This window comes from Paraburkholderia rhynchosiae, assembly GCF_002879865.1.
GTDB classification, from domain to species: Bacteria; Pseudomonadota; Gammaproteobacteria; order Burkholderiales; family Burkholderiaceae; genus Paraburkholderia; species Paraburkholderia rhynchosiae.
On record NZ_PNXY01000002.1, the window covers coordinates 148,988 to 172,752 of the forward strand.

Here is a 23,765-nt window from a genome sequence, read left to right on the forward strand (position 1 = left end):
ATATCAGCATTATTGGGGCAGGGCCCGCCGATTCCAATCCGCCGGCAGACAAATTACCAGATGTCGCGGCCCGCGGCGCTTCTGTACGAAAGCGAACTGTGCGAAATGGTGCCGCGCCGCATTCTGACGGGTCCGTGGCGTCGCTGTCGCCCGGCGACGCTTTTCCTGTCAGAGGTACCGATGAATCCGCTTTCGCACGCTCTTTCGCGCAACGGCAACAACTTCGACCTGGTGCGGCTCGTGGCCGCCGTGGCCGTCGTGTATGGCCATTCGTATCTGCTGCAGGCGCCGGACGGGATAACCGACTGGGTCCACAACGCGCTCGGTTTCGACGGTTTCGCCGCGCTCGGCGTCTACGCGTTTTTCCTGCTGAGCGGCATGCTGGTGACCGCCAGTTTTGACCGTCAACGCTCGGTACCGCGCTTCGCTGTGCTGCGGATTGCGCGCCTGTGGCCGGCGGTCGCGCTTGGATCGCTCGTTACGGTGTTCATCGTCGGGCCGCTTTTTACGACGCTGCCGCTGCGCGAGTATTTCAGTTCGGGCATGACGTGGGCGAACCTCGACAACTTTTCGACCATCGTGATGAAAACCGGCTGGGCGCTGCCGGGCGTGTTCGAGCACAACCGTTTTCCCGTCGACGTCTGCGGCCCGTTGTGGACGCTGCCGCTCCAGGTGCGCTGCTATCTGATCGTGCTCGTGACCGGCATGCTGGGCCTGTTGTCGAGCCCGCGCGGCGCCGTGCTGGCTGCGGCGCTCGGTACTGCCCTGTTCGTTCTGCGCGTGCACTTGCCGCCGAATCTGACGCCGCATTCGCTGCCGCTCGTGCAGATCAGTCTGCGCGACTTCAGCGAGACGCCGGCCGGCTATTCGTTGTGGCCGGAGCCGTTCTTCATGCTCGGCATCCTGCTGTATGGCTTGCGTGCGCGGATCGGTATCGGCGGTCTGACGACGCTCGCGTTCACGATGGTGTTCCTGGTATTTCGCGACACGGCCGGCGCCCAGCCGCTGTTCTATCTGGCTTTCGTGTGCGGCGTGCTGTGGGTCGGGACGACGCCGCTGTTGCGGCGGTTCGTGCCGCGCCATGACTACTCGTATGGCATCTATCTGTATGGCTTCGTCGTGCAGCAATGCGTCGCGAATATCGCGCCGCAATTGAGCCATGTGACGGCCGTGCTGATTGCCGCACCGTTCATCCTGCTGTGCGCGGCTTTGTCGTGGCACTGCGTCGAGCGGCCGGTGCTGACGTGGTGCCGCGGGCGTCTTGCGCGACGGCGGACAGCGTGTGCCGACAGCATGTTGGCAGGCGAGCAGGCCGCGCGCGAAACCGCGCGCTGAGCGGGTGGGGTGTCTATGCCATCGCGGCTAACCGCATCGCGCGCGCGGGGCGCGTCGGACCGACAGGCAACGATATTGAGGCAGGGCTGAGCAGGGCTGGCCAGGGCCAAGCCGGAGCGCGAAGCGAGAGGTGTCGGTTGAAAGCGAGGCGACGAGCGTTCTGCCGGTGAGGCTGGGAGTGAGACGAGAGAGAGCGGGCCGGGAAGGCGAGAAGTCCGCTCGATAGCGGGCACGACAAGCGTGAGGCGATTGACCGGCTGAGACTGATGCAGGAGCTGGGTTAAGAGCGTAGTGCGAAGCGAGTTGAAAGCGCGGGGCGGGGGAATGCCCCACGCTTTCTTTTTTAGCTCAGGCCTTCTGCGCGGCCTTGCGTTCCGCCGCTTCGATCGTGTTGACGAGCAGCATGGTGATGGTCATCGGGCCGACGCCGCCCGGTACCGGCGTGATGTAGCCGGCCACTTCCTTGACGCCCGCAAAATCCACGTCGCCGCACAGCTTGCCGGCTTCGTCGCGATTCATGCCGACGTCGATCACGGCCGCGCCCGGCTTCACCATATCGGCGGTGAGAATGTTGCGCAGGCCGGTGGCGGCGACCACCAGATCGGCGTTGCGTGTGTGCGCGGCCAGGTCGCGCGTCTTGCTGTGGCAGATCGTGACAGTGGCGCCGGCCGCGAGCAGCAACAGCGCCATCGGCTTGCCGACGATGTTCGAGCGACCGATCACCACCGCATTCGCGCCTTGCAGCGCAATCTCGTAAGCTGCGAGCATCTTCATCACGCCGTAGGGCGTACACGGCCGGAACAGCGGCTGCCCGGTCAGCAACGCGCCGGCATTGGCGACGTGAAAGCCGTCCACGTCCTTCTCAGGCGCGATAGCCTCGATCACCTTATGGCTGTCGATATGTGGGGGCAGCGGCAGTTGCACGAGAATGCCGTGGATGAGCGGATCGCGGTTCAGTTCGTCGATACGCTCGAGCAGTTCGGCTTCCGGCAGGTCGGCCGGATAGCGGTCGAGCGATGAGCCGAGACCGTTGTCGTGGCACGCCTTGACCTTGTTGCGCACGTACACTTCGCTGGCCGGATTGTCGCCGACCAGCACGACGGCGAGCCCCGGCTGATGGCCGCGGGCGGTCAGGGCGGCAGCGCGGGCGGCGACGTCGGCGCGCAAGGTCTTGGAAAGGGCGAGGCCGTCGATCAGTTTGGCAGTCATGGTCGGTCGAGAGGGACAGTATGGAAAGCAGAGCAGGGCGTGCCGGGCACAATGGCGTTTTTCACCCGGAACGAGTCGGCACGTGAAAAGCGCGCGACGCAAATCGGAGCTAGGCGCCGCTGCAAAGTCCGTCATTATACCGGCGTGCGCCGCCATGCCGATGACGTCCGATCGACGGATGCGCTTGCCCCAATGAAGAGATAGCGAGGGAGGAGCGGCCGAAAGGCCGCACTGGATAGTCCGGCCTTTCGGCCGATGGTGGACGGCGGCCTCGGGAGTTGTGCGAAGCGCGCCGCTGGCGCTTACTGTGCGGGTTGCTGCGGCTTGTTGGACAGCGCGAGTCGCAGCAGATCGGCGACCGTGTTGACGTTGAGCTTTTCCATGATGTTCGCGCGGTGCGCTTCGACCGTCTTGATGCTGATGCCGAGGTCGTCGGCGATCTGCTTGTTCAGGCGGCCCGCGATGATGCGCTCCAGCACCTGATGCTCACGCGCGGTGAGCTTGCCCAGACGCTCGGCGGCGGCGCGCTGTTGCTGCACACTCGTGCTTTCGCTGCGCGCCTTGTCGAGCATGCGCTCGACCAGCTTGCGCAACTCGGCTTCGTCGAACGGCTTCTCGATGAAGTCCATCGCGCCTTTTTTCATCGTGGACACGGCCATCGGCACGTCGCCGTGACCCGTCACGAAGATGATCGGCAGCGACGCGTTGTCGGCGATCAGGCGTTCCTGCAATTCCAGTCCGCTCATGCCGGACATCCGCACATCGAGAATCAGGCAGGCAATCTGGCCCGGATGCTGGTGCGGCTGCCACGCGTCGATAAACTGCTCGGCGCTGGAGAAGCACTGCACGCGGTAGCCGTTCGCCTCCAGCAGCCAGCGCAGCGAATCTCGCACGGCCTCGTCGTCGTCGACGACAAAGACAGTTTCCTGTGTGGTGACTGGGCTGTTCATAGCTCTCCCGTAACGGTTTGTGGTGTCGGCGCCTCTGACCCGCCGTTGCTCGGGCCGTCAGGCTCTCCAATAGGCAGACTGCAATGGAACGTGGCGCCCGTGATGTGGCCGTCGGATTCGACGTTGTTGACCACCCACAGACGGCCGCGGTGCGATTCGATAATCGAACGGCAAATGTTCAGCCCCATGCCCATACCATCGGACTTGGTGCTGTAAAACGGTTCGAACAGCCGCTCCGCTGTCGCTTCGTCAACCCCCGGACCCTGATCGACGACGCTGATGCAGACAAAGCCGCTCTCCAGCCGCACGACCACGCGGATCACCGGATCGACGGCATTGGGGCGCGCTTCGGCCATGGCCTCCGCGCCGTTCTTCAGCAGGTTGACCAGCACCTGCTCGATCAGCACCGGATCGACATAGATCACCGGCAGCCGCGAACGCACATCCGTGACAATGCGGATGCGCCGCTTGCGCACCTCGATTTCGGCGAGACCCACGGCGTCCGCGACGATGTCCGCGACGCGTGTGGCCTGGCGCTTCGGCTCGCTGCGTTTCACGAACTCGCGAATGCGCTTGATGATCATGCCGGCGCGCACGGCCTGTTGAGCGGTTTTTTCGAGCACGGGCAGCAGATTGTCAGGCGTTGTCCGACCGGATTTAACCAGTGCAACGGTTCCTGAGCAATAGTTATTGATCGCGGCGAGCGGCTGATTCAGCTCGTGCGCGAGCGAAGAGGCCATTTCGCCCATCGTCATCAGACGGCTCGTGAACTGCAGTTTTTCGTCCTGCTGGCGCGACAGCTCCTGCGCCTGCTTGCGCGTGGTGATGTCGGTCGCGATCTGCATCTGCGCGAGATGGCCGTCCACCCACTGGATGTACTGACGGCGCACTTCGAACCATTTCTGGATGCTTTGCACATAGATTTCCTGCGCGTCGGCCGTGCTCCCGGTCAACGCGGCGGCAGGCAGGCCGGCGTAGGTATCCACCATATCGATCGAATCCGACGACGCCTGTGCGCTATCGAACCCGCCGCCCGCCAGTTCCAGGTGGCCGTCCGGTCGAATCCCGAACAGGTGCCGGTAATAGCGGTTGGCGAACAGCAGCTCGGCTTCGTCGGCGGCGAGCACCGACACCGCGGCGTCGAGACTTTCAAGCACGGTCGTAAAGCGCTCATGTGCGGCGGCGAGTTCCTCGCGCGCGCGCTTCGGCTCGGTGATGTCGGTCATCGACGACATCCAGCCGGTCTGGCGGCCCGAGCTGTCGATCAGCGGCGAGACGTAGAGACGCGCGTGGAATGTGGAGCCATCTTTGCGGCGCACCCGCAATTCGAAGCCCGACGAGGGCGCCTTGCCGCGCAGCGTCATGTCGAGCTGGCGCTGCATCTCCGGATAAGCGTCGCGCGGCCAGTAGGCGAACGGCGCGGTCTTGCCGACGAGGTCGCTTTCGTCCCAGCCGGTCATGCGGCAAAACGCCGGATTGACGTGAGTAATGCGACCATGCATGTCGAGCACACGCATGCCGATCAGCACGGAGTTTTCCATCGCGCGGCGGAAAAACGCTTCGGCGTAGAGCGCCTGCTGCGCCTCAAAGCGCTGCCGCGTGTGTTTCCACAAGCTCCACAGACTCCACAACACGAAGCAGGACAGACCCGCCACCAGCCACACGAGCGTGTTGTTGGTGAAGTTGGTCATCTGCGGGAACGCGTAGACGCGCACCGATACGCCCTGGCCCGGCGGATCGAGCGGCAGATCGTAGAACATGTCGCGCGGCAGGCGCGGGCGGGTCGACGTGGTGGTCAACTCGCGATTGTTCGCGTCGATGATCGAAATCTTGTACTTGGCCGACAGTTCAGGCGGGATGTCGTGCTTCAGGATGCCTTCGACCGAGAACACGGCGGCGATGGAGCCGAGAAAATCGCGGTCGCGATAGACCGGCGTTTGCAGCGTGATGTAGCCGTTGCCGAGGTCGTCGTAAATCAGCGGCGAATACACCTGGCGGCGCGTGCTGCGCGCCTCGGTGAAGGCGGCTTTCACCGCTTCGTCCATTTGCGCGTCGTTCGGCTTGGCGAGACGCTGGCCGAACACGGGCAGCGCGGTATTGGGCCAGCGCGGCTGCTGCTGGCTCGTGTACCAGTTCATGTAGAGGATCTCGGGATGCCCCTGCATGATGTCCGTGGTGGACACCTGGAACGAATGCGGATCGGAGCGGCCGGCGACGAGGTCGCGCGAGAGAGCCTGAATCTGTTCTTGCGCCCCGGTCATGGACAGGCGGATCTGCTGCTGCGCCCAGGCGACGTTACGGTAAAGCGTATCTTCCTGCTGTTGCTGCTCGCGCCGGTTCAGACTCCACAAAATCAGGCTCATGACGACCAGGAAAACCAGGATCGACAGGAGCGGCGTCAGCAAATAGGAATTCGACCACCATGGTCCATGGTGCCAGCGGGAGGACGGCGTCGAATCGCCCGGCGAACCGGCGGTGCGCGCCGAGCGAGCGAAAAGCCGTTCGGTCAACATGCGTGGCATTGTAGCGCAGCGCGTACTTCCCAAATGGCGCAAAAAATCACGGAAGGTGCCGTTAATCGGCGCACACTACCCCGCGTATCCGTCGAAAGGCAGTCAAACCAGGTTGCGCCGCAACAATTTTCCGCATTATGAGAATGGATCTCGTAATTCGAAAATTTTGTTGCGCGGACGTCGGGACCCTTATTACAATCGGCCGAAGCTGCCGCGGCCGTGCTTCGTCCGCGTCGTCTGTTCAAAGAGCGTTCCTCTATATCCAGGAGACGAGCATGTCCGCTGTACCCGACGAAGTCATGAAATATGTCGCCGCTGAAAAAGACGACGATCCCCAGGAAACCGGCGAATGGCTTGAAGCGCTGGATGGCGTGATTTCTGCTGTTGGCCCCGACCGTGCCCACTACCTGATCGAGAAGCAGATCGAGTTTGCCCGCGTGCATGGCGAACATCTGCCGTTCTCCGCCAACACCCCGTACATCAACACGATTCCGGTCGCCCGCCAGGCGAAAATCCCCGGCGACCAGGACATCGAGCACCGCATCCGTTCGTACACTCGCTGGAATGCCATCGCGATGGTGCTGCGCGCCGGCAAGGACACCAACGTCGGCGGCCACATCGCGTCGTTCGCGTCGGCGGCCACGCTGTATGACGTCGGCTATAACCACTTCTGGCACGCACCGTCGGCTGAACATGGCGGCGACCTCGTGTTCGTGCAGGGCCACTCGTCGCCGGGCGTCTACTCGCGCGCGTTCCTGCTCGGCCGTCTGACCGAAAACCAGCTCGACAACTTCCGTCAGGAAGTGGGCGGCGAGGGCATCTCCTCGTATCCGCACCCGTGGCTGATGCCGGACTTCTGGCAGTTTCCGACCGTGTCGATGGGCCTCGGCCCGATCATGGCGATCTACCAGGCGCGCTTCATGAAGTACATGCAGGCGCGCGGCATCACCAAGACCGAAGGCCGCAAGGTCTGGGCTTTCCTCGGCGACGGCGAAACGGACGAGCCGGAATCGCTCGGCGCGATCGGCATGGCCGGCCGCGAACGGCTGGACAACCTCGTGTTCGTGATCAACTGCAACCTGCAGCGCCTCGATGGACCGGTGCGCGGCAACGGCAAGATCATCCAGGAACTGGAAAGCGAATTCCGCGGCGCAGGCTGGAACGTCATCAAGGTGATCTGGGGCAGCCGCTGGGATGCGCTGTTCCAGCGCGACAAGTCGGGCGCGCTGATGCGCCGGATGATGGAAGTCGTCGACGGTGAATATCAGACGTACAAGTCGGAGTCGGGCGCCTTCGTTCGCGAACACTTCTTCAACACGCCGGAACTGAAGGCGCTGGTCGCCGAATGGTCCGACGAGGAAATCTGGAATCTGAATCGCGGCGGCCACGATCCGCACAAGATCTACGCGGCATTCCAGGAAGCGTCGAATTCGAAGGGCCAGCCGACCGTCATCCTCGCGAAGACGATCAAGGGCTACGGCATGGGCGAAGCCGGCCAGGCGATGAACATCACCCACCAGCAGAAGAAGATGCAGGTGGAGCAGCTGAAGAAATTCCGCGACCAGTTCCGTTTGCCGATCGCCGACGAAGACCTCGTCAATGTGCCGTATCTCAAGTTCGAAGAAGGTTCGAAAGAACTCGAATACATGCGCCAGAAGCGCATGGAACTCGGCGGTTATCTGCCGGCGCGCCGGCAGAAGGCCGAGTCGCTGCCGGTGCCGGACCTGTCCGCATTCGAGCCGCTTCTGAAGGGCACGGGCGAAGGCCGCGAGATTTCCACGACGATGGCGTTCGTGCGCATTCTCAACATCCTGCTGAAGGACAAGGCGCTCGGCAAACGCATCGTGCCGATCGTGCCGGACGAGTCGCGTACGTTCGGTATGGAAGGTCTCTTCCGTCAGATCGGCATCTGGAACCAGGACGGCCAGAAGTACGTGCCGGAAGATTCCGACCAGCTGATGTTCTACCGTGAGTCGGAAACCGGTCAGATTCTGCAGGAAGGCATCAACGAAGCCGGCGGCATGTCGGACTGGATCGCGGCCGCGACGTCGTATTCGACGCACGGCGAGATCATGATCCCGTTCTACATCTTCTATTCGATGTTCGGCTTCCAGCGCATCGGCGACCTCGCATGGGCCGCGGGCGACATGCGTTCGCGCGGCTTCCTGCTGGGCGGCACGGCCGGCCGCACGACGTTGAACGGCGAAGGTCTGCAACACGAAGACGGCCACTCGCTGCTGTGGGCCGCTTCGGTGCCGAACTGCATCAGCTACGACCCGACGTTCGGTTACGAACTGGCGGTCATCATGCAGGACGGCTTGCGCCGCATGGTCGCGGAGCAGGAAGACGTGTACTACTACGTCACGGTGATGAACGAGAACTACGAGCACCCGGCGATTCCGCAGGGCGAGAGCGTGGCTGCGGACATCATCAAGGGCATGTACGCGTTCCGCAGGGCCGAAGCCGACAAGAAGGCGCCGCGCGTTCAGCTGATGGGTGCGGGCACGATCTTCAATGAAGTGATCGCCGCCGCCGACCTGTTGAAGAACGACTGGGGCGTCGCCGCCGACCTGTGGAGCGTGCCGAGCTTCACCGAGCTCGCGCGCGAAGGCCACGAAGTCCAGCGCTGGAACCTGCTGCATCCGAGCGAACAGAAGAAGCTCTCGCACGTCGAGAAGCTGCTGAAGGACGCGCCTGGTCCGGTCATCGCCTCCACCGACTATGTGCGGGCGCTGACTGAGCAGATCCGCGCATTCGTGCCGCAACGTTTTGTCGTGCTGGGCACGGACGGCTACGGCCGCTCGGACACACGCGAAAAGCTGCGCCACTTCTTTGAAGTCGACCGCTACTGGGTCACGGTTGCCGCGTTGAACGCACTGGCAGATGAAGGCACGATCGAACGCAAGGTCGTCGCCGAGGCGCTCAAGAAGTACAACCTTGATCCCGCCAAACCCAACCCGATGACCGTCTAAGGCATCATTCCCCGTGTGCCACGGCGTGCGCGCCTGTTCCTGATCGACAGGGGCAGGCGCGTGCGCGGCCCAGGAGACACTAACAATGAGTCAAGCGATCGAAGTCAAGGTGCCGGACATCGGCGATTACAAGGACATTCCTGTGATCGAGGTGCTGGTCAAGGCGGGTGATACCGTCGAGAAAGAGCAATCGCTCGTTACGCTGGAGTCCGACAAGGCGACCATGGACGTGCCGAGTTCGGCGGCCGGCGTAGTCAAGGAAGTGAAGGTCAAGGTTGGCGACAACGTGTCGGAAGGTTCGCTGATCGTCGTGCTGGATGGTGCTGGAGGCGGCGCTGCCGCGCCAGCGCCTGCCGCTGCGCCTGCACCGTCGCCCGCACCGGCCGCGGCGCCGGCGCCCGCGGCAAGCGGCGGCGGTCTGCAGGAAGTCAAGGTGCCGGATATCGGCGACTACAAAGACATTCCCGTGATCGAAGTCGCGGTCAAGGTCGGCGATCGCGTCGAGAAAGAGCAGTCGCTCGTGACGCTCGAGTCCGACAAGGCGACCATGGATGTGCCGAGCTCGACCGCCGGCGTCGTCAAGGAAGTGAAGGTCAAGGTTGGCGATACGGTGTCCGAAGGATCGGTGATCGTCGTGGTGGAAGCCGAAGGCGGCGCTGCGGCTGCGGCTCCTGCTGCCGCGCCGAAACAGCAAGCCGAAAAGCCGTCGGACGCGCCGGTTACGCCGTCGCCCGCTCCGGCTTCGCCGTCGGCACTCGCGCAAGCGCCGCTGATTCCGGCTGGCGAAGGCGGCACGCGTCGCACGAGCCATGCGTCGCCTTCGGTTCGCAAGTTCGCGCGCGAACTCGGCGTCGACGTGACGCAAGTGCAAGGCACGGGACCGAAGGGCCGCATCACGCAAGCCGACGTGACTGCCTTTATCAAGGGCGTCATGACGGGCCAGCGCGCGGCGCCGGCCGGTGCGGCTGCGCCCGCCGCGGCTGGCGGAGGCGAGTTGAACCTGCTGCCGTGGCCGAAGATCGACTTCACGAAGTTCGGTCCGATCGATCCGAAGCCGTTGTCGCGCATCAAGAAGATTTCCGGCGCGAACCTGCATCGCAACTGGGTCATGATTCCGCACGTCACGAATAACGACGAAGCGGACATCACAGAACTCGAAGCGCTGCGCGTGCAGTTGAACAAGGAAAACGAAAAGGCCGGCGTGAAGATCACGATGCTGGCGTTTGTGATCAAGGCCGTGGTGTCGGCGCTGAAGAAATTCCCGACATTCAACGCGAGCCTCGACGGCGACAACCTCGTGTTCAAGCAGTACTACCACGTGGGCTTTGCCGCCGATACGCCGAACGGTCTGGTAGTTCCGGTGATTCGGGACGCGGACAAGAAGGGCCTCGTCGAGATCGCGAAGGAAATGACCGATCTGTCGAAGGCCGCGCGTGATGGCAAGCTGAAGCCGGATCAGATGCAAGGCGGCTGCTTCTCGATTTCGTCGCTGGGCGGTATTGGCGGCACGAACTTCACGCCGATCATCAATGCGCCTGAAGTCGCGATTCTTGGGCTGTCGCGTGGTGCGATGAAGCCGGTGTGGGACGGCAAGCAGTTTGTGCCGAAGCTTATGCTGCCGCTGTCGTTGTCTTATGACCACCGCGTGATCGATGGGGCTGAAGCTGCGCGCTTCAATGCGTATCTTGGGGCGCTTCTTGCCGATTTCCGGCGTGTGATTCTTTGATTGTGGTGTTGCGCGGGGCGCTGGCTGTTGCCGGTTATCCGCGCGTTTCTGTAGAACCTGCTTTCGTGTCGGTCTATTAGCGTCGCCCTTGGGCGGGGCTGCACCTACTTTTCTTTGTCTTCCAAAGAAAAGCAGGCAAAGGAGAGGCGCGTCCCTGGGCGGACGGCAAAGGTTGATTCTGTCTGCCGTGCTGCCCGCTGCTGGGCTGGAACTTTGCAGGTTCTTCGTTCATCACGGTCAATAAGAGAAGGGGACACTATGAGTCTCGTCGAAGTAAAAGTGCCGGATATCGGTGACTTCAAGGACGTCGATGTCATTGAAGTGAATATCAAACCGGGCGATGTCATCGAGAACGAACAGGCGCTGATGACGCTCGAGTCCGACAAAGCCTCCATCGAAGTGCCGAGCGATACCGCCGGCACCGTCAAGGAAGTCCGCGTCAAGGCCGGCGATAAAGTCTCGCAAGGCTCGATCATCGCGCTCGTCGAGACATCGGCGGATGCGGCGCCCGCGAAAGAGGCCCCGAAGGCTCCTGCGAAGGAACCCGAAAAAGCGCCTGCTGCCGCACCGCAAGCCGCCGCGCCCGCGCCCGCGCCACAAGCGGGCAGCTTCTCCGGCAAGGCGGACATCGAATGCGACATGCTCGTGCTCGGTTCAGGCCCCGGTGGCTATTCGGCTGCGTTCCGCTCGGCCGATCTCGGCATGAAGACCGTGCTCGTCGAACGCTATGCCACGTTGGGCGGCGTCTGTCTGAACGTCGGCTGTATTCCGTCGAAGGCGCTGTTGCACACGGCGCTGGTGATCGACGAAGCCGAAGCGCTCGGCGCCCACGGCATCACGTTCGCAAAGCCGCAGATCGATCTCGACAAGCTGCGCGACTTCAAGTCGGGCGTCGTCAAAAAGTTGACGGGCGGCCTCGCCGGCATGGCCAAGATGCGCAAGGTCGAAGTGGTGACCGGGACCGGCGCGTTCGTCGATCCGAATCACATGGAAGTGCAGGGCGAAGGCGGCAAGAAGGTCGTCAGGTTCAAGCAGGCGATCATCGCCGCGGGCTCGGAAGCGGTGAAGCTGCCGTTCATTCCGGAAGACCCGCGTGTGGTCGATTCGACCGGCGCGCTCGAACTGCGCCAGATTCCGCAGCGCATGCTGGTAATCGGCGGCGGCATCATCGGGCTGGAAATGGCGACGGTGTATGCGACGCTCGGCGCGCAGATCGACGTGGTCGAAATGCTCGACGGCCTGATGGCCGGCGCCGACCGCGATCTGGTCAAGGTCTGGGAGAAGTACAACAGCAAGCGTTTCGCGAACGTCATGCTGAAGACCAAGACCACCGGCGCCGAGGCGAAAGAGGACGGCATCTACGTGTCCTTCGAAGGCAAAAAAGCTCCGGCCGAAGCGCAACGCTACGACCTCGTGCTGGTGGCCGTGGGCCGTACGCCGAATGGCAAGAGGATCGGTGCGGATAAGGCGGGCGTGGCGGTGACGGATCGCGGCTTTATCGACGTCGACAAGCAGATGCGTACCAACGTGCCGCACGTCTTTGCAATCGGCGATATCGTCGGTCAGCCGATGCTCGCGCATAAGGCCGTGCACGAAGCTCACGTCGCCGCGGAAGTGGCTCACGGCGAGAAAGCATATTTTGACGCGCTGCAGATTCCGTCGGTGGCCTACACCGATCCTGAAGTGGCATGGGCCGGCAAGACGGAAGACCAGTTGAAGGCTGAGGGCATCAAGTACGGCAAAGCGGTGTTCCCGTGGGCTGCTTCTGGCCGCGCGATTGCCAACGGTCGCGACGAGGGCTTCACGAAGCTGCTGTTCGACGAGGAAACGCATCGCGTGATCGGCGGCGGGATTGTCGGTCTGAACGCGGGCGACCTAATCAGCGAAGTGTGCCTCGCGATCGAAATGGGTGCGGATGCGACGGACATCGGCAAGACGATTCACCCGCATCCGACGCTCGGCGAATCGATCGGTATGGCCGCCGAGTTGTACGAAGGCGTGTGTACCGATTTGCCGCCGCAGAAAAAGAAGTAATGCGTTGAACTCATCCACATTCGTGCGGATGAGCCAGCGAAAAAAAACGGCGCGCCCTTTGCGGGGCGCGCCGTTTTTCACTTGAACAGCCAGCGTGCAATGTCTGGTTCTAGCAGCTTGCAGTCAGGTTGCAGCCGCCTGCCGACGCGCGAAACGCCGGCAAAAAAATCCCGGCGCTTCGCCGGGCAAACGATACGTCTTTCAACGTATCGGAGCGTTCGGCCAATTAAAACCGTGTGAGCGGCAACGGCACGACGCTGTTGCTTACAGAAACGCCGGCGCAGCGGGTGAGCTGGGCCGGCGCAAATAACGCCTTCGAGTCGCGCCCGAAGCGGGCCTGAAACTTAGACCGGCTTCTTGGCCGAGCGCGATGCTTGCGCGGCGGCTTGCGAAGCTGCCTTCGACGCGGCCGTTGCGGCTGCATTGAAGTTGCTTTCGGCGATTTCGACAGCTTGCTTGGTCGCCTTGTGAACCGTTTCGTACGTCGTGTTGGCGGCGGTGATGGCCGACTTGATCACGGCGACAGCGGTTTCCGAACCGGCCGGTGCGTTCTTCGCGACGTTTTCGACGAGCGACTGGACCTTGCGGTTCTGCTCTTCGAATTGCGCTTCCGCTACGCGGGCGAACTCGCCTTGCGTTGCCGAAACGATTTCGTACACGTGACGGCCATACGACAGGGCCTTTTCAGCGACCGGTTGTGCGAGGCTCGCTTGCAGGGCCAGCAACTCTTGCGCGTCCTTGACGGACAGCGCGCGTTGGGCATTTTCCTGGCTTTCCGCGAGCGTCGATTTCACGACTTGCAGGTTCAGTTCGACCAGCTTTTCGACGCCTTCGAATGCCTTGGTCGTCAGACCGAACAGCGTTTCAAAGTTGGCTTTCTGGGCTGCAGCGAATTGCTCGGGGGTCAGCAGAGTCATGGTTTACGCTCCTGGATTGCGGCCGATCTTTGCGGACCGCATTGGGTGGTGGCGAGACGCACAAATTCGTCTGCCCGGACCGCGATGTTTTGTGCATCGCAGCAATGGGTACTATTTTAAGATAGCGGCAAGGAATGTCAAGCGGTTTTTGTGCATCGCACAATGTTAAGAAACTGCTTAGAAACAATAGCTTATGCGGCCCGCATGACAGATGCGTGACGCAGGTCGAATTGACCGCCGCACCGAGGTGGTGCGCGTATAAAGCGGTATTGAATTCCGCTTTATGCCCGCTTTGGTAGCCCCTTAGTGCGCCGCAAAAAGTTTCGCGGGCCTCTATTTAACAAAAGGTCGCCCAGGAAGCGAATTGATGTAAACCATAAAGTGTCACGGAACGTTAAGCGCTGGTACCGGTCGAATGCGCGTCTGCGATTTCCAGCAGGCATTTAAGACTGAATGCTACGCAGCGAATTTCCGGCAGCGCTCCCACGGCGCGGGGCATTCCGCTCGTGGCACGACCGTGTTTCCCCTCATCAAGGTTGTCTCGAAATTGCCGTTATGCTGAAGGGATCACACCTTTTTAACGTGACGGTGGCGGCTAGGCGACGCGCCTGTCGATCGTTTTTTTCGATCAAGGTGCGGCACTTCTTTGTGTTTTTGCGATCGGAGCTTACAAGCCGGTTTAAGGAGTGCGCATAAGTGCTTCAAATTGCTAATTTTTCGTTGTTTTACTACACTTGCGGAAAACTCTCGCCGCTCCCTACAGAACACCCATGAAAACCGACATGTTTTCGTCGCTAAAAGTGATCCACGGCGCGGCGCGTAGCACCGCTCTGTCGGTGGCCGCCTCGATAGCCATCGCGGCGGCATTTGCCACGCCTGTGAGCACTTTTGCCGCTACGCCTGCTGGATCCGCAAACACTTCGAAGCCCGCCAAAGCCGTTAAGAAGCCGGCCGCCGCCACTGGCAAGGTATCGGCCAAGGCCGCGAAAGCCGGCAAGGGCGCCGCCGTCAAGTCCGTGGCTGCTGAGGACGACGCGCCGCGCACGAGCGTCAAGCGCAAGCGCGTGACTTATACGTCGAACGGTCGTCATCACTCGGTGATGCGCCGCGTCGCATATGAGCCGCGTCAGCCGACCGTCGGCCAGGCGTTCGGCCTGCACGAAACGCCGGACGTGCTGATGCTGCGCTCGAGCGTCGCCTACGTCGTCGATCAGAACACCGGCGAGCCCCTCTTCGACAAGAATTCGCGCGCCGTGGTGCCCATTGCGTCGATCACCAAGCTGATGACAGCAATGGTCGTGCTGGATTCGAAAGAGTCTCTGACCGATCAACTCGAAGTCACGGACGAAGACCGCGATTACGAAAAGAACACCGGCTCGCGCCTGTCGGTCGGCTCGGTGCTCTCGCGTGAAGACATGCTGCACATCGCGCTGATGGCTTCGGAAAACCGCGCCGCGGCGGCATTGTCGCGCTATTTCCCGGGCGGCCGCCCGGCGTTTCTGGCGGCCATGAACGCGAAGGCGCGGCAACTCGGCATGACCGACACGCACTTCGAAAACCCGACGGGGTTGACGAGCCAGAACGTGTCGAGCGCGCGCGATCTGGTGAAGATGGTCAACGCGGCGTATCAATATCCGGTGATCCGCAAGTTCTCCACCGACCACAGCTACGAGGTCTACACGGGCAAGCGCACGCTGGCTTATAACAGCACGAATGCGCTGGTGCGCAACCCGACGTGGGACATCGGTCTGCAAAAGACCGGCTTCATCAACGAAGCTGGCGAGTGCCTCGTGATGCAGGCCAATATCCACGGCCGCCCAATGGTGCTGGTGCTGCTCGACTCGTCGGGTAAGTATTCGCGTTTCGCGGACGCCACGCGGCTGCGCACGTGGCTCGACAACGGCGGCGATCAGGCGCGCATCACGAGCGCGGACGCCAGCGGGCCGGGCACCTGAGCTTCTGCTTTGGTGGCTGGTTTGCGAACCGGCCGCTTGAAACGCTCGAAACGAAAAGCCCCGCGTTTTGCGGGGCTTTTTTCATGCAGCCGCGGCTCGCCGCATTCGGCTTACGCGTGCGAACCCGGATGGTGACCGTGATCTTGCGAGGCTTGCGGCCGATACCCGAGTGCTTCTGAAATCACCAGTGCCGTCTGGCTGAGCTGTCCGAGCCAGGAATCCTGCAAACGGTCCGCCGGCGCCGATAGCGACAAACCCGCGACCAGTTTGCCGGTGTCGTCGTAAATCCCGGCGGCGATACAGCGCACACCCAGTTCCAGCTCTTCGTTATCGCGCGCGCAGGCCTGCTGGCGCACGTGGGATAGTTCGCGTTCGAGCTTGGCGAGATCGGTGATGCTGTTTTGCGTGTGGCCGGACAAGCCGGTGCGTGTGGCGTAGGCACGCACACGCGTCGATTCGTCGGCGGCGAGAAAGAGCTTGCCCACTGATGTGAGATGCAGCGGCGCGCGCCCGCCGATAGCCCGCACCACCTGCATGCCCGAACGCTCCGAATACGCACGCTCGATGTACACGATTTCGTCGCCCTGACGCACCGACAGATTCACCGTCTGGCCGGTCTGGCGATGCAAGTCCCGCATTGGCGTCAGCGCCGCGTCGCGCACCGACAGGCGCGCTTTCACAAGATTGCCCAGTTCGAGCAGGCGCATGCCGAGCCGATAGGTGCCGGGATCGGACCGGTCGACGAGCCGGCACATCACCATATCGTTCAGGATGCGGTGGGCGGTAGACGGATGCAGTTCCGTGCGGATGGCGAGTTCTTTCAGGCTGACCGGGTCGCTATGCGCAGCGAGTGCGTCGAGCAAGCGCATCATGCGTTCGATCACCTGGATCGAAGTCTTGGGATCCGGGTTCGTGTCGCTCATGGGAGGAATCGGTTGACGCGTCAAACAGCGGAAATTGATTGTATCTCGTATCGTGAAAAAAGCGAACGCACCTGGAAGAGCTTTTCGAATTCGACGCAGCGTTCGTCCTGTGCCTTCCGGGCGTTGGTATTGTGCGCCAAACAGCGGATAATCAGGGACGTTTTCCCGGAGGAGGGCTCATGCGAGTCGGATTGTTCGTCACCTGCCTGATCGACCTTATGCGGCCCGAAATCGGTTTTTCGGTCATCAAGCTGCTCGAAGGGGCCGGCTTCGAAGTTGCGGTGCCGCCCGCGCAAACGTGCTGTGGGCAGCCCGCGTATAACTCCGGCGAGCGGCGCATTGCGCGTGATCTGGCGGAAAAAACGCTGCGTGAGTTCGAGCAGTTCGATTACGTCGTGGTGCCGTCGGGCTCGTGCGGCGGGATGATCCGCGCGCACTACGGCGACCTCTTCGCCGACGATCCCGAACTGATGAACCGCTTCGGCCGGTTGCGCGCCAAGGTGTTCGAACTGACCGATTTCCTCGTCAATGTCGCCAAAATTCAATTGCAGCCGGGCGAGTTCGCGGGGCAGGTCACTTATCACGACTCCTGCTCCGGTCTGCGCGAGCTCGGCGTCAAGGCGCAGCCGCGCGAACTGCTCGCGCAAGTGGGCGTGGCGGTGGCCGAGATGAAAGGCTGCGAGCATTGCTGCGGGTTTGGCGGCACTTTCGCGGTCAAGTACGGCGACATTTCCACGGCGATCGTCGACGAAAAATGCGCGAATATCCGTGCGAGCGGCGCCGGCGCGGTCGTGCTCGGCGACCTCGGCTGCATGCTTAATATTGAAGGCCGTCTGAGGCGTACCGGCGATACCGCCACGCGCGTGCTACATATCGCGCAAGTACTGGCCGGCGACGTGTGAGGGCATCGGCATGCAAATCCAGTCCATGCAATTCAAGGCGCGCGCCGGTCAGAAACTCGCGGACCAGCGGCTGCAGCAGAACCTGACCAAGCTGTCGACCAAGTTCGTGTCCGCGCGCGCCACGGCCCTCACGGCAATCGACTTTGCCGCCACGCGCGCGGCGCTAAAGGAGCGCCGCGATCGCGCGCTGGAGAAGCTCGACGTGTGGCTAGAGACCTTCGAGCGCGAGGCGGCCCGGCGCGGCGTCACCGTGCTCTTTGCGGAGACGACGCAGGAGGCCGCGCGGCTCGTCGGCGATATCGCGCGCCGGCACGACGTGAGAAAGGTGATCAAGACGAAGTCGATGGTCACCGAGGAAATGCGCCTGAACGAAGTGCTCGGGCAAATGGGCGTGCAGTCCATCGAAACCGATCTCGGCGAATACATTCTGCAGATCAACGACAACGAGCCGCCGAGCCACATCATCGCGCCGGTCGTCCATAAGGATAAGGACGAGATCGCCGATCTGTTCGCAAAAACGCATGGCCGACCGCGCCTCACCGAAATCCCGGACATGACGCGCGAAGCCCGGGAGATGCTGCGTCCGCACTTCATGAGCGCGGACATGGGCGTGACCGGCGGCAACTTCGTGATCGCGGAAACCGGCTCGGTCGTGCTCGTCACCAACGAGGGCAACGAAGGCATGTGCACGGTGATGCCGCGCGTGCACGTGGCCGTCACGGGTATCGAAAAAGTGTTGCCTACGCTGGAAGACCTCGCGACGGCCATGCGCCTGCTGCCGCGCTCAGCAACCGGCCAGGCCACGTCGAACTATTTCTCCGTGCTGACCGGCCCGCGAGGCGAGGGCGATCAGGACGGGCCGGAGCATATGTATGTGGTGCTGGTCGACGGCGGGCGCACGGGTCTGATCGGCGGCGATTTCCAGGAAATGCTTCGCTGCATTCGCTGTGGCGCGTGCATGAATCATTGCCCGGTGTATCAGAAGGTGGGCGGTCACGCGTACGGTTGGGTCTATCCCGGCCCGATGGGTTCAGTGTTGACGCCGAGCTATGTCGGCCTCGATAAGGCGCTGGATCTGCCGCAGGCCGCAACGCTATGCGGCGAGTGCAATAGCGTCTGCCCTGTCGGCATTCCGTTGTCCGATTTGTTGCGCAAGCTGCGCGAGAAACAGGTCGAGCGGCGCCTGCGTCCGTGGAGGGAGCGCGCAGGCCTTGCGGTGTGGGGTTTTCTTGCGATGCATCCGGACGCTTACGCGCTCTTCACGAAGCTGGCCGTGCGTGTGCTCGAACGCATGGGCGGCCGCAATCGTTCGATCGCCAAACTGCCCTTGGGCGGCGCCGGCTGGACCAACACGCGTGACATGCCGGCGCCGGTCGGGCGTACGTTCAGGGAGCTGTACGCCGCGCAACGCAGCCATATCGGTTGATGGATAAGGCGGTTCGCATCAACCGGTCATGCCAATGACCGGCACTTGAGACGCCCGCAGTTTTCGCTGCGTGGCCGACCGGCACCAGCCGCAAATCGGCCATTCACCTATTCGCGCGCGCCGCAGCGTCCAAGCGACGCGGTGGCGCACAAACTCACCGCCCGCCCGCCTCGACGCTGCAAAGAGCGCAGCCTTAGTGATCCGTCGGGCCACCCGACGGGCGATTCGGATTTCCTCGAACCACCGGTGCGCCACCATTCCCGCGGCCGCCTCCGCCGCCTGCCTGCTGCGTCGGTGCGGGTGGGGGCGGCGGCGCGGCCGCCGGGCGCGGCGCATTCGATCCGCTCGGTCCACGGGGGCCGGCGGCTGCGCCCTGAGGTGGCCCACCGTTAGGCTGGCCGTGCCATCCGCCGTTGCCGCCATGGTTGTCGTTGTCCCCATCGTTGCCGTGGTACGGTCGCCCGCCTGGGTAACCGCGATAACCGGGACCTGGGCCGTAGTAGCGCCCGGGGCCGTCGTAATAGCCCGGGCCGTAATAATTGCTGTAGCCCATATAGACGTTGGTCTGCGGGACCGGCGCGCCGTAGGCATCGTAGCCGTCATAAGTGCTGTAGCCGTTGCTGTACATCGGCGTTCCGTCCGGGTAGACGGCACAGCCGCCCAGCAAGGCGGCGACGGCGACAGCGGCGAAAGGTGCGAAGCGTTTCATTTCGAGCCCGAAGCAGGAAGTTTCGTATCTATGAGACCGCAATTATCCGCATCTGTCGCGGTAGCTTTGTATGCTTTTGTAAGGACTTATTTTTCATGCCAGGCGTTATATCACCGGGCGCGCATAGCCGTGGCATCAATTCACTGTTCCACTGCCAGCAACGCTGTATCGCATCGCGACGGGTTTTTCCCGATTGTCTATCTCTATAAGATTCGTATCGGGCATAGCGGGTCATGAGCTCGCGAGCCATCAATCGGAAGAAACCACATCATGAAAAAGACAATAGCGGTGTATTGGCCCTTGGCACTCGTCGTCGCGCTCGCGGCGGTAGCGTACCTGCACATTTGCGGCGACGCCGCCAACCGCGCGTCCCAAGCGCCGCTCGCGGCAGACCAGCTGACTGCGGAACTCGCGCGCGCGGTCTCGTACGGCATGATCGACAACGCTTCGTCGCCGCCGGCCAAACCGCTGCGCGCCGTTACCGCGATGCGGCTGCCGCAAGCATCCTGAGCTAGCCGAGAAAAGAGCGGCCGAGGCGGCGCCACATCCGGCGAAATTGCCCACGGCTTTGTATAATCGCGGCACTGCGCCGGCACTGCGCCGGCACTGCGCGGCACTGCGCGGCAGGCGCTGCCTGGCGTCCCGCACTGCGCCCTGAAGCGTCTGAAGAAGCCTCCGATGAAAACCGTGTCCATCTGCTTTATCTGCCTCGGGAACATCTGTCGTTCGCCGACCGCGGAAGGCGTGATGCGCCGTCTCGTCGAAGAGGCGAAGCTGAGCGAACGCATTCTTATCGATTCGGCCGGCACCGGCGATTGGCACATCGGGCATCCACCCGACGAGCGCGCCCAGCACGCGGCGCGCGGCCGGGGCTACGACCTGGCGGCCTTGCGCGGACGGCAGATCGCGGGCATCGACTTCGAGCGTTTTGATCTGCTGATCGCAATGGACGACAAGAACGTCGCCGCGCTGCGCCAGGTTTGCCCGCCCGAGCAGCAGGACAAGATCCGCCTGCTGATGGAGTTCGTGCCCGAAGCCGATGCTCGTTGGGGCGGCGCGCGCGAAGTCGTCGATCCGTATTTCGGTGGCGCCGAAGGTTTCGAGGAGGTGCTGGATCAATGCGAAGCAGCGTGCCGGGGCCTGATCGCGGCGCTGCGTCCCCAATTGATCGGATAGCTCGCCACGTCCGCAGAAAAAAGCGCGGCAACAATTAAGCGAATGACCCAAATCGCGATAGGGATACTTGACTAAATCGCTCATGTATTTATACTTGACAAAACTTGTCGAGAATAGCGGTTCCCCTACATATGAGACTCACCACGAAAGGCCGTTTCGCCGTCACGGCGATGATTGACCTGGCATTGCGCCAGGAGCAGGGGCCGGTGACGCTTGCGGGTATCAGCCAGCGCCAACATATCTCCCTGTCCTACCTCGAGCAGCTGTTTGGCAAACTGCGTCGCCACGAAATTGTCGAGTCCGTGCGCGGACCGGGCGGCGGCTATAACCTTGCCCGCCGGGCCGAAGACGTGACCGTAGCCGACATCATCATCGCGGTCGACGAGCCGCTCGACGCCACCCAATGCGGCGGCAAGGGCTCGTGCGAGGGCACCAAACAGCACGACGGCCACTGCATGACACATGAACTGTGGTCCACGCTGAACCAGAAAATGGTCGAGTACCTGGATTCGGTCTCCCTGAAAGATCTGGTCGATCAGCAGCGTTCGCGCGAAGGCGCGCCGGCCGTGTTGCGCGACAGGCGCAGCGAGGCGCCGGCGGTCGAGCCGGTTCGCGTGGCGCCGAAAGGGCCCAATTCCGTTTTCAACATGGCCGGTTCGTAAGGCGGCGCGACATCACCGCAGCCGATAGCGAATCCAGAAGCCAGAGCACATGACGTCCCCGGAGCGATAGATGAACAACGACATTCCCCACCTGCCCATTTACATGGACTACAGCGCCACGACCCCGGTCGACCCGCGCGTGGTGGACAAGATGATTCCGTATCTGCGCGAGCAGTTCGGCAACCCCGCATCGCGCAGCCACTCCTATGGCTGGACGGCGGAGCGCGCAGTCGAAGAAGCGCGCGAGAATGTCGCGGCGCTGGTGAACGCCGATCCGCGTGAAATCATCTGGACCTCGGGCGCAACCGAATCGGACAACCTCGCGATCAAGGGCGCCGCGCACTTCTATAAGAGCAAGGGCAAGCACATCATCACGGTAAAGACCGAGCATAAGGCCGTGCTCGACACCTGCCGCGAACTCGAGCGCGAAGGCTTCGAGCTCACCTATCTGGACGTCAAGGACGACGGTCTGATCGACCTCGAGAAGTTCAAGGCCGCGATTCGCCCGGACACGATTCTGGTGTCGGTCATGTCGGTGAACAACGAAATCGGCGTGATTCAGGACATCGAGGCGATCGGCGATATCACCCGTGAAAAAGCCATCATTTTTCACGTGGACGCGGCACAGGCCACCGGCAAGATCGACATCGATTTGCAAAAGCTGAAGGTCGACCTCATGTCGTTCTCGGCGCACAAGACTTATGGTCCGAAGGGCATCGGCGCGCTGTACGTACGCCGCAAGCCGCGTGTGCGTATCGAAGCGCAGATGCACGGCGGCGGCCACGAGCGCGGCATGCGTTCGGGCACGCTGGCGACGCACCAGATCGTCGGCATGGGCGAAGCATTCCGTATCGCGCGTGAAGAAATGGCGACCGAAAACGAGCGCATTCGCATGCTGCGCGACCGCTTGCTGCGCGGCCTGTCGGAGATCGACGAAGTGTATGTGAACGGCGACATGGAAAAGCGTGTGCCGCACAACCTGAACATCAGCTTCAATTTCGTCGAAGGCGAATCGCTGATCATGGCGGTCAAGGACGTCGCGGTGTCGTCGGGCTCGGCTTGTACGTCGGCTTCGCTGGAACCGTCGTATGTGCTGCGCGCGCTCGGCCGTAACGACGAACTCGCGCACAGCTCGATCCGATTTACGGTGGGCCGCTTCACGACCGAGCAGGATGTGGACTACGTGATCAATCTGCTGAAGACCAAGATTTCGAAGTTGCGCGATCTGTCGCCGCTGTGGGAAATGCACCAGGACGGCATCGACATTTCGACCATCCAGTGGGCAGCGCACTGACGCGCCGGCTGGTCGAAGTCGAATTCATCGCGTCGTAGTTCGCGCGTTTATCGAATTGCAGGTTGAAACGAATCAAGGAGTGTAATCATGGCTTATAGCGATAAGGTTCTGGACCACTACGAAAACCCGCGCAACGTCGGCTCGTTCGCGAAGGACGACGACACGGTCGGCACCGGCATGGTCGGCGCGCCGGCTTGCGGCGACGTGATGAAACTGCAGATCCGCGTGGGCGCAGACGGCATCATCGAAGACGCGAAGTTCAAGACGTACGGCTGCGGTTCGGCCATCGCGTCGAGTTCGCTCGTCACCGAATGGGTGAAGGGCAAGACGCTCGATCAGGCCATGTCGATCAAGAACACGCAGATCGCCGAAGAACTCGCGCTGCCGCCGGTAAAGATCCACTGCTCGATTCTCGCGGAAGACGCGATCAAGGCAGCGGTCGCCGACTACAAGCAGCGCCACGGTGCAGCGGTCGTCGAAGGCGAGAAGCAACACGCCTGAGGCAACGCATTTCAGCGGCAGTTGCAGCGCGGCTCGATGATGTCTGAGTGACGGCTGAGAAGCGGCTGAGCAGCGGTTGAGTGAATCGAAGCGGGCGGCGCGATGAAAAAAGCGCCGTCAGGCATGAGCGGCATTTGATGCAGGCAGGGTAGCGGTGCGTCGACACGCACCGCGCAATGAGAAACGCTATGGCAATTACGTTGACCCAGAAGGCAGCACAGCACGTCCAGAAGTATCTGACCCGTCGCGGTAAAGGCGTGGGCCTGCGTGTGGGCGTGCGCACTACCGGCTGCTCCGGCTTGGCTTACAAGCTCGAGTATGTGGACGAACTCGCGCCCGAGGACGAGGTGTTCGAATGCAACGGCGTGAAGATCATTGTCGACCCCAAGAGCCTCGCTTATATCGACGGAACCGAACTCGACTTTGCGCGCGAAGGGCTGAACGAAGGCTTCAAGTTCAATAACCCGAATGTGAAAGACGAGTGTGGCTGCGGCGAGTCGTTCCGCGTCTAACTCGAACACTTCCGCGTGCGGCGGACAAAAGGCGGCGCGGGCCGCCTTT

At 62.3% G+C, this 23,765-nt stretch carries 19 protein-coding genes; 13 read left to right on the top strand and 6 right to left on the bottom strand.

The window, feature by feature from the left end; translation table 11 throughout:
* Positions 1–180: 180 nt before the first annotated feature.
* Positions 181–1,335 (top strand): acyltransferase family protein, encoded by a 1,155-nt coding sequence (locus C0Z16_RS02995; protein WP_102630988.1) that lies wholly within the window; start codon positions 181–183, stop codon positions 1,333–1,335.
* Between the two features lie 348 nt (positions 1,336–1,683).
* On the opposite strand, the gene folD is transcribed toward C0Z16_RS02995, so the two are convergent.
* From folD to fixL, 3 genes are all read right to left on the bottom strand, one after another.
* Positions 1,684–2,544 carry a bifunctional methylenetetrahydrofolate dehydrogenase/methenyltetrahydrofolate cyclohydrolase FolD gene (gene folD / locus C0Z16_RS03000; protein WP_102630747.1) on the bottom strand — a complete coding sequence of 287 codons (861 nt, stop codon included), beginning with the start codon at positions 2,542–2,544 and terminating at the stop codon, positions 1,684–1,686.
* Positions 2,545–2,846: 302 nt separating this feature from the next.
* On the bottom strand, positions 2,847–3,494 hold the full coding sequence (gene fixJ / locus C0Z16_RS03005; RefSeq protein ID WP_064268952.1) for an oxygen response regulator transcription factor FixJ: 648 nt from the start codon (positions 3,492–3,494) through the stop codon (positions 2,847–2,849).
* Positions 3,491–6,007, bottom strand: coding sequence for an oxygen sensor histidine kinase FixL (fixL, locus tag C0Z16_RS03010; protein ID WP_102630989.1), 2,517 nt, complete (start codon positions 6,005–6,007; stop codon positions 3,491–3,493). Before fixL ends, fixJ begins: the two co-directional genes overlap by 4 nt.
* A gap of 275 nt (positions 6,008–6,282) precedes the next feature.
* On the opposite strand from fixL, the gene aceE reads away from it, so the two are divergent.
* The 3 genes from aceE (at position 6,283) to lpdA (ending at position 12,739) form a co-directional block, all read left to right on the top strand.
* The gene (gene aceE / locus C0Z16_RS03015) at positions 6,283–8,979 is read left to right on the top strand and encodes a pyruvate dehydrogenase (acetyl-transferring), homodimeric type (RefSeq protein ID WP_102630748.1); all 2,697 of its coding nucleotides are present in this window, start codon (positions 6,283–6,285) and stop codon (positions 8,977–8,979) included.
* A gap of 85 nt (positions 8,980–9,064) precedes the next feature.
* Positions 9,065–10,705: a dihydrolipoyllysine-residue acetyltransferase gene (gene aceF / locus C0Z16_RS03020; protein ID WP_102630749.1), complete on the top strand. Its 1,641-nt coding sequence runs from the start codon at positions 9,065–9,067 to the stop codon at positions 10,703–10,705.
* A 258-nt stretch (positions 10,706–10,963) separates the two neighbouring features.
* Positions 10,964–12,739 (top strand): dihydrolipoyl dehydrogenase, encoded by a 1,776-nt coding sequence (gene lpdA / locus C0Z16_RS03025; RefSeq protein WP_102630750.1) that lies wholly within the window; start codon positions 10,964–10,966, stop codon positions 12,737–12,739.
* Positions 12,740–13,083: 344 nt separating this feature from the next.
* Here lpdA and C0Z16_RS03030 read toward each other — a convergent pair whose 3' ends face one another.
* Positions 13,084–13,656, bottom strand: coding sequence for a phasin family protein (locus tag C0Z16_RS03030; protein WP_006051259.1), 573 nt, complete (start codon positions 13,654–13,656; stop codon positions 13,084–13,086).
* A gap of 770 nt (positions 13,657–14,426) precedes the next feature.
* Between C0Z16_RS03030 and pbpG the strand changes: the two genes are divergently transcribed.
* Positions 14,427–15,611: a D-alanyl-D-alanine endopeptidase gene (pbpG, locus tag C0Z16_RS03035; protein WP_102630751.1), complete on the top strand. Its 1,185-nt coding sequence runs from the start codon at positions 14,427–14,429 to the stop codon at positions 15,609–15,611.
* A gap of 110 nt (positions 15,612–15,721) precedes the next feature.
* On the opposite strand, the gene C0Z16_RS03040 is transcribed toward pbpG, so the two are convergent.
* Complete coding sequence (locus C0Z16_RS03040; RefSeq protein ID WP_102630752.1) at positions 15,722–16,534, bottom strand: IclR family transcriptional regulator; 813 nt, start codon at positions 16,532–16,534, stop codon at positions 15,722–15,724.
* Positions 16,535–16,713: 179 nt separating this feature from the next.
* Between C0Z16_RS03040 and C0Z16_RS03045 the strand changes: the two genes are divergently transcribed.
* Positions 16,714–17,436, top strand: coding sequence for a (Fe-S)-binding protein (locus C0Z16_RS03045; protein ID WP_102630753.1), 723 nt, complete (start codon positions 16,714–16,716; stop codon positions 17,434–17,436).
* Positions 17,437–17,446: 10 nt separating this feature from the next.
* A complete protein-coding gene (locus C0Z16_RS03050; protein ID WP_102630754.1) occupies positions 17,447–18,862 on the top strand; it encodes a lactate utilization protein B in 1,416 nt (471 codons plus the stop codon).
* A 193-nt stretch (positions 18,863–19,055) separates the two neighbouring features.
* On the opposite strand, the gene C0Z16_RS03055 is transcribed toward C0Z16_RS03050, so the two are convergent.
* On the bottom strand, positions 19,056–19,571 hold the full coding sequence (locus C0Z16_RS03055; RefSeq protein ID WP_102630755.1) for a hypothetical protein: 516 nt from the start codon (positions 19,569–19,571) through the stop codon (positions 19,056–19,058).
* Between the two features lie 270 nt (positions 19,572–19,841).
* On the opposite strand from C0Z16_RS03055, the gene C0Z16_RS03060 reads away from it, so the two are divergent.
* The 6 genes from C0Z16_RS03060 to iscA all read left to right on the top strand — a co-directional run bounded on the left by C0Z16_RS03060 (position 19,842) and on the right by iscA (position 23,716).
* Complete coding sequence (locus tag C0Z16_RS03060) at positions 19,842–20,081, top strand: hypothetical protein (protein WP_102630756.1); 240 nt, start codon at positions 19,842–19,844, stop codon at positions 20,079–20,081.
* Positions 20,082–20,249: 168 nt separating this feature from the next.
* Positions 20,250–20,747, top strand: a complete 498-nt coding sequence (locus C0Z16_RS03065) for a low molecular weight protein-tyrosine-phosphatase (protein WP_102630757.1) — start codon at positions 20,250–20,252, stop codon at positions 20,745–20,747.
* A 131-nt stretch (positions 20,748–20,878) separates the two neighbouring features.
* Complete coding sequence (iscR, locus tag C0Z16_RS03070; protein WP_006051269.1) at positions 20,879–21,409, top strand: Fe-S cluster assembly transcriptional regulator IscR; 531 nt, start codon at positions 20,879–20,881, stop codon at positions 21,407–21,409.
* A 70-nt stretch (positions 21,410–21,479) separates the two neighbouring features.
* The gene (locus C0Z16_RS03075) at positions 21,480–22,703 is read left to right on the top strand and encodes an IscS subfamily cysteine desulfurase (protein WP_102630758.1); all 1,224 of its coding nucleotides are present in this window, start codon (positions 21,480–21,482) and stop codon (positions 22,701–22,703) included.
* Between the two features lie 87 nt (positions 22,704–22,790).
* Positions 22,791–23,204 (top strand): Fe-S cluster assembly scaffold IscU, encoded by a 414-nt coding sequence (iscU, locus tag C0Z16_RS03080; protein ID WP_102630759.1) that lies wholly within the window; start codon positions 22,791–22,793, stop codon positions 23,202–23,204.
* Positions 23,205–23,392: 188 nt separating this feature from the next.
* Positions 23,393–23,716, top strand: coding sequence for an iron-sulfur cluster assembly protein IscA (gene iscA / locus C0Z16_RS03085; protein ID WP_102630760.1), 324 nt, complete (start codon positions 23,393–23,395; stop codon positions 23,714–23,716).
* Positions 23,717–23,765 lie beyond the last annotated feature (49 nt).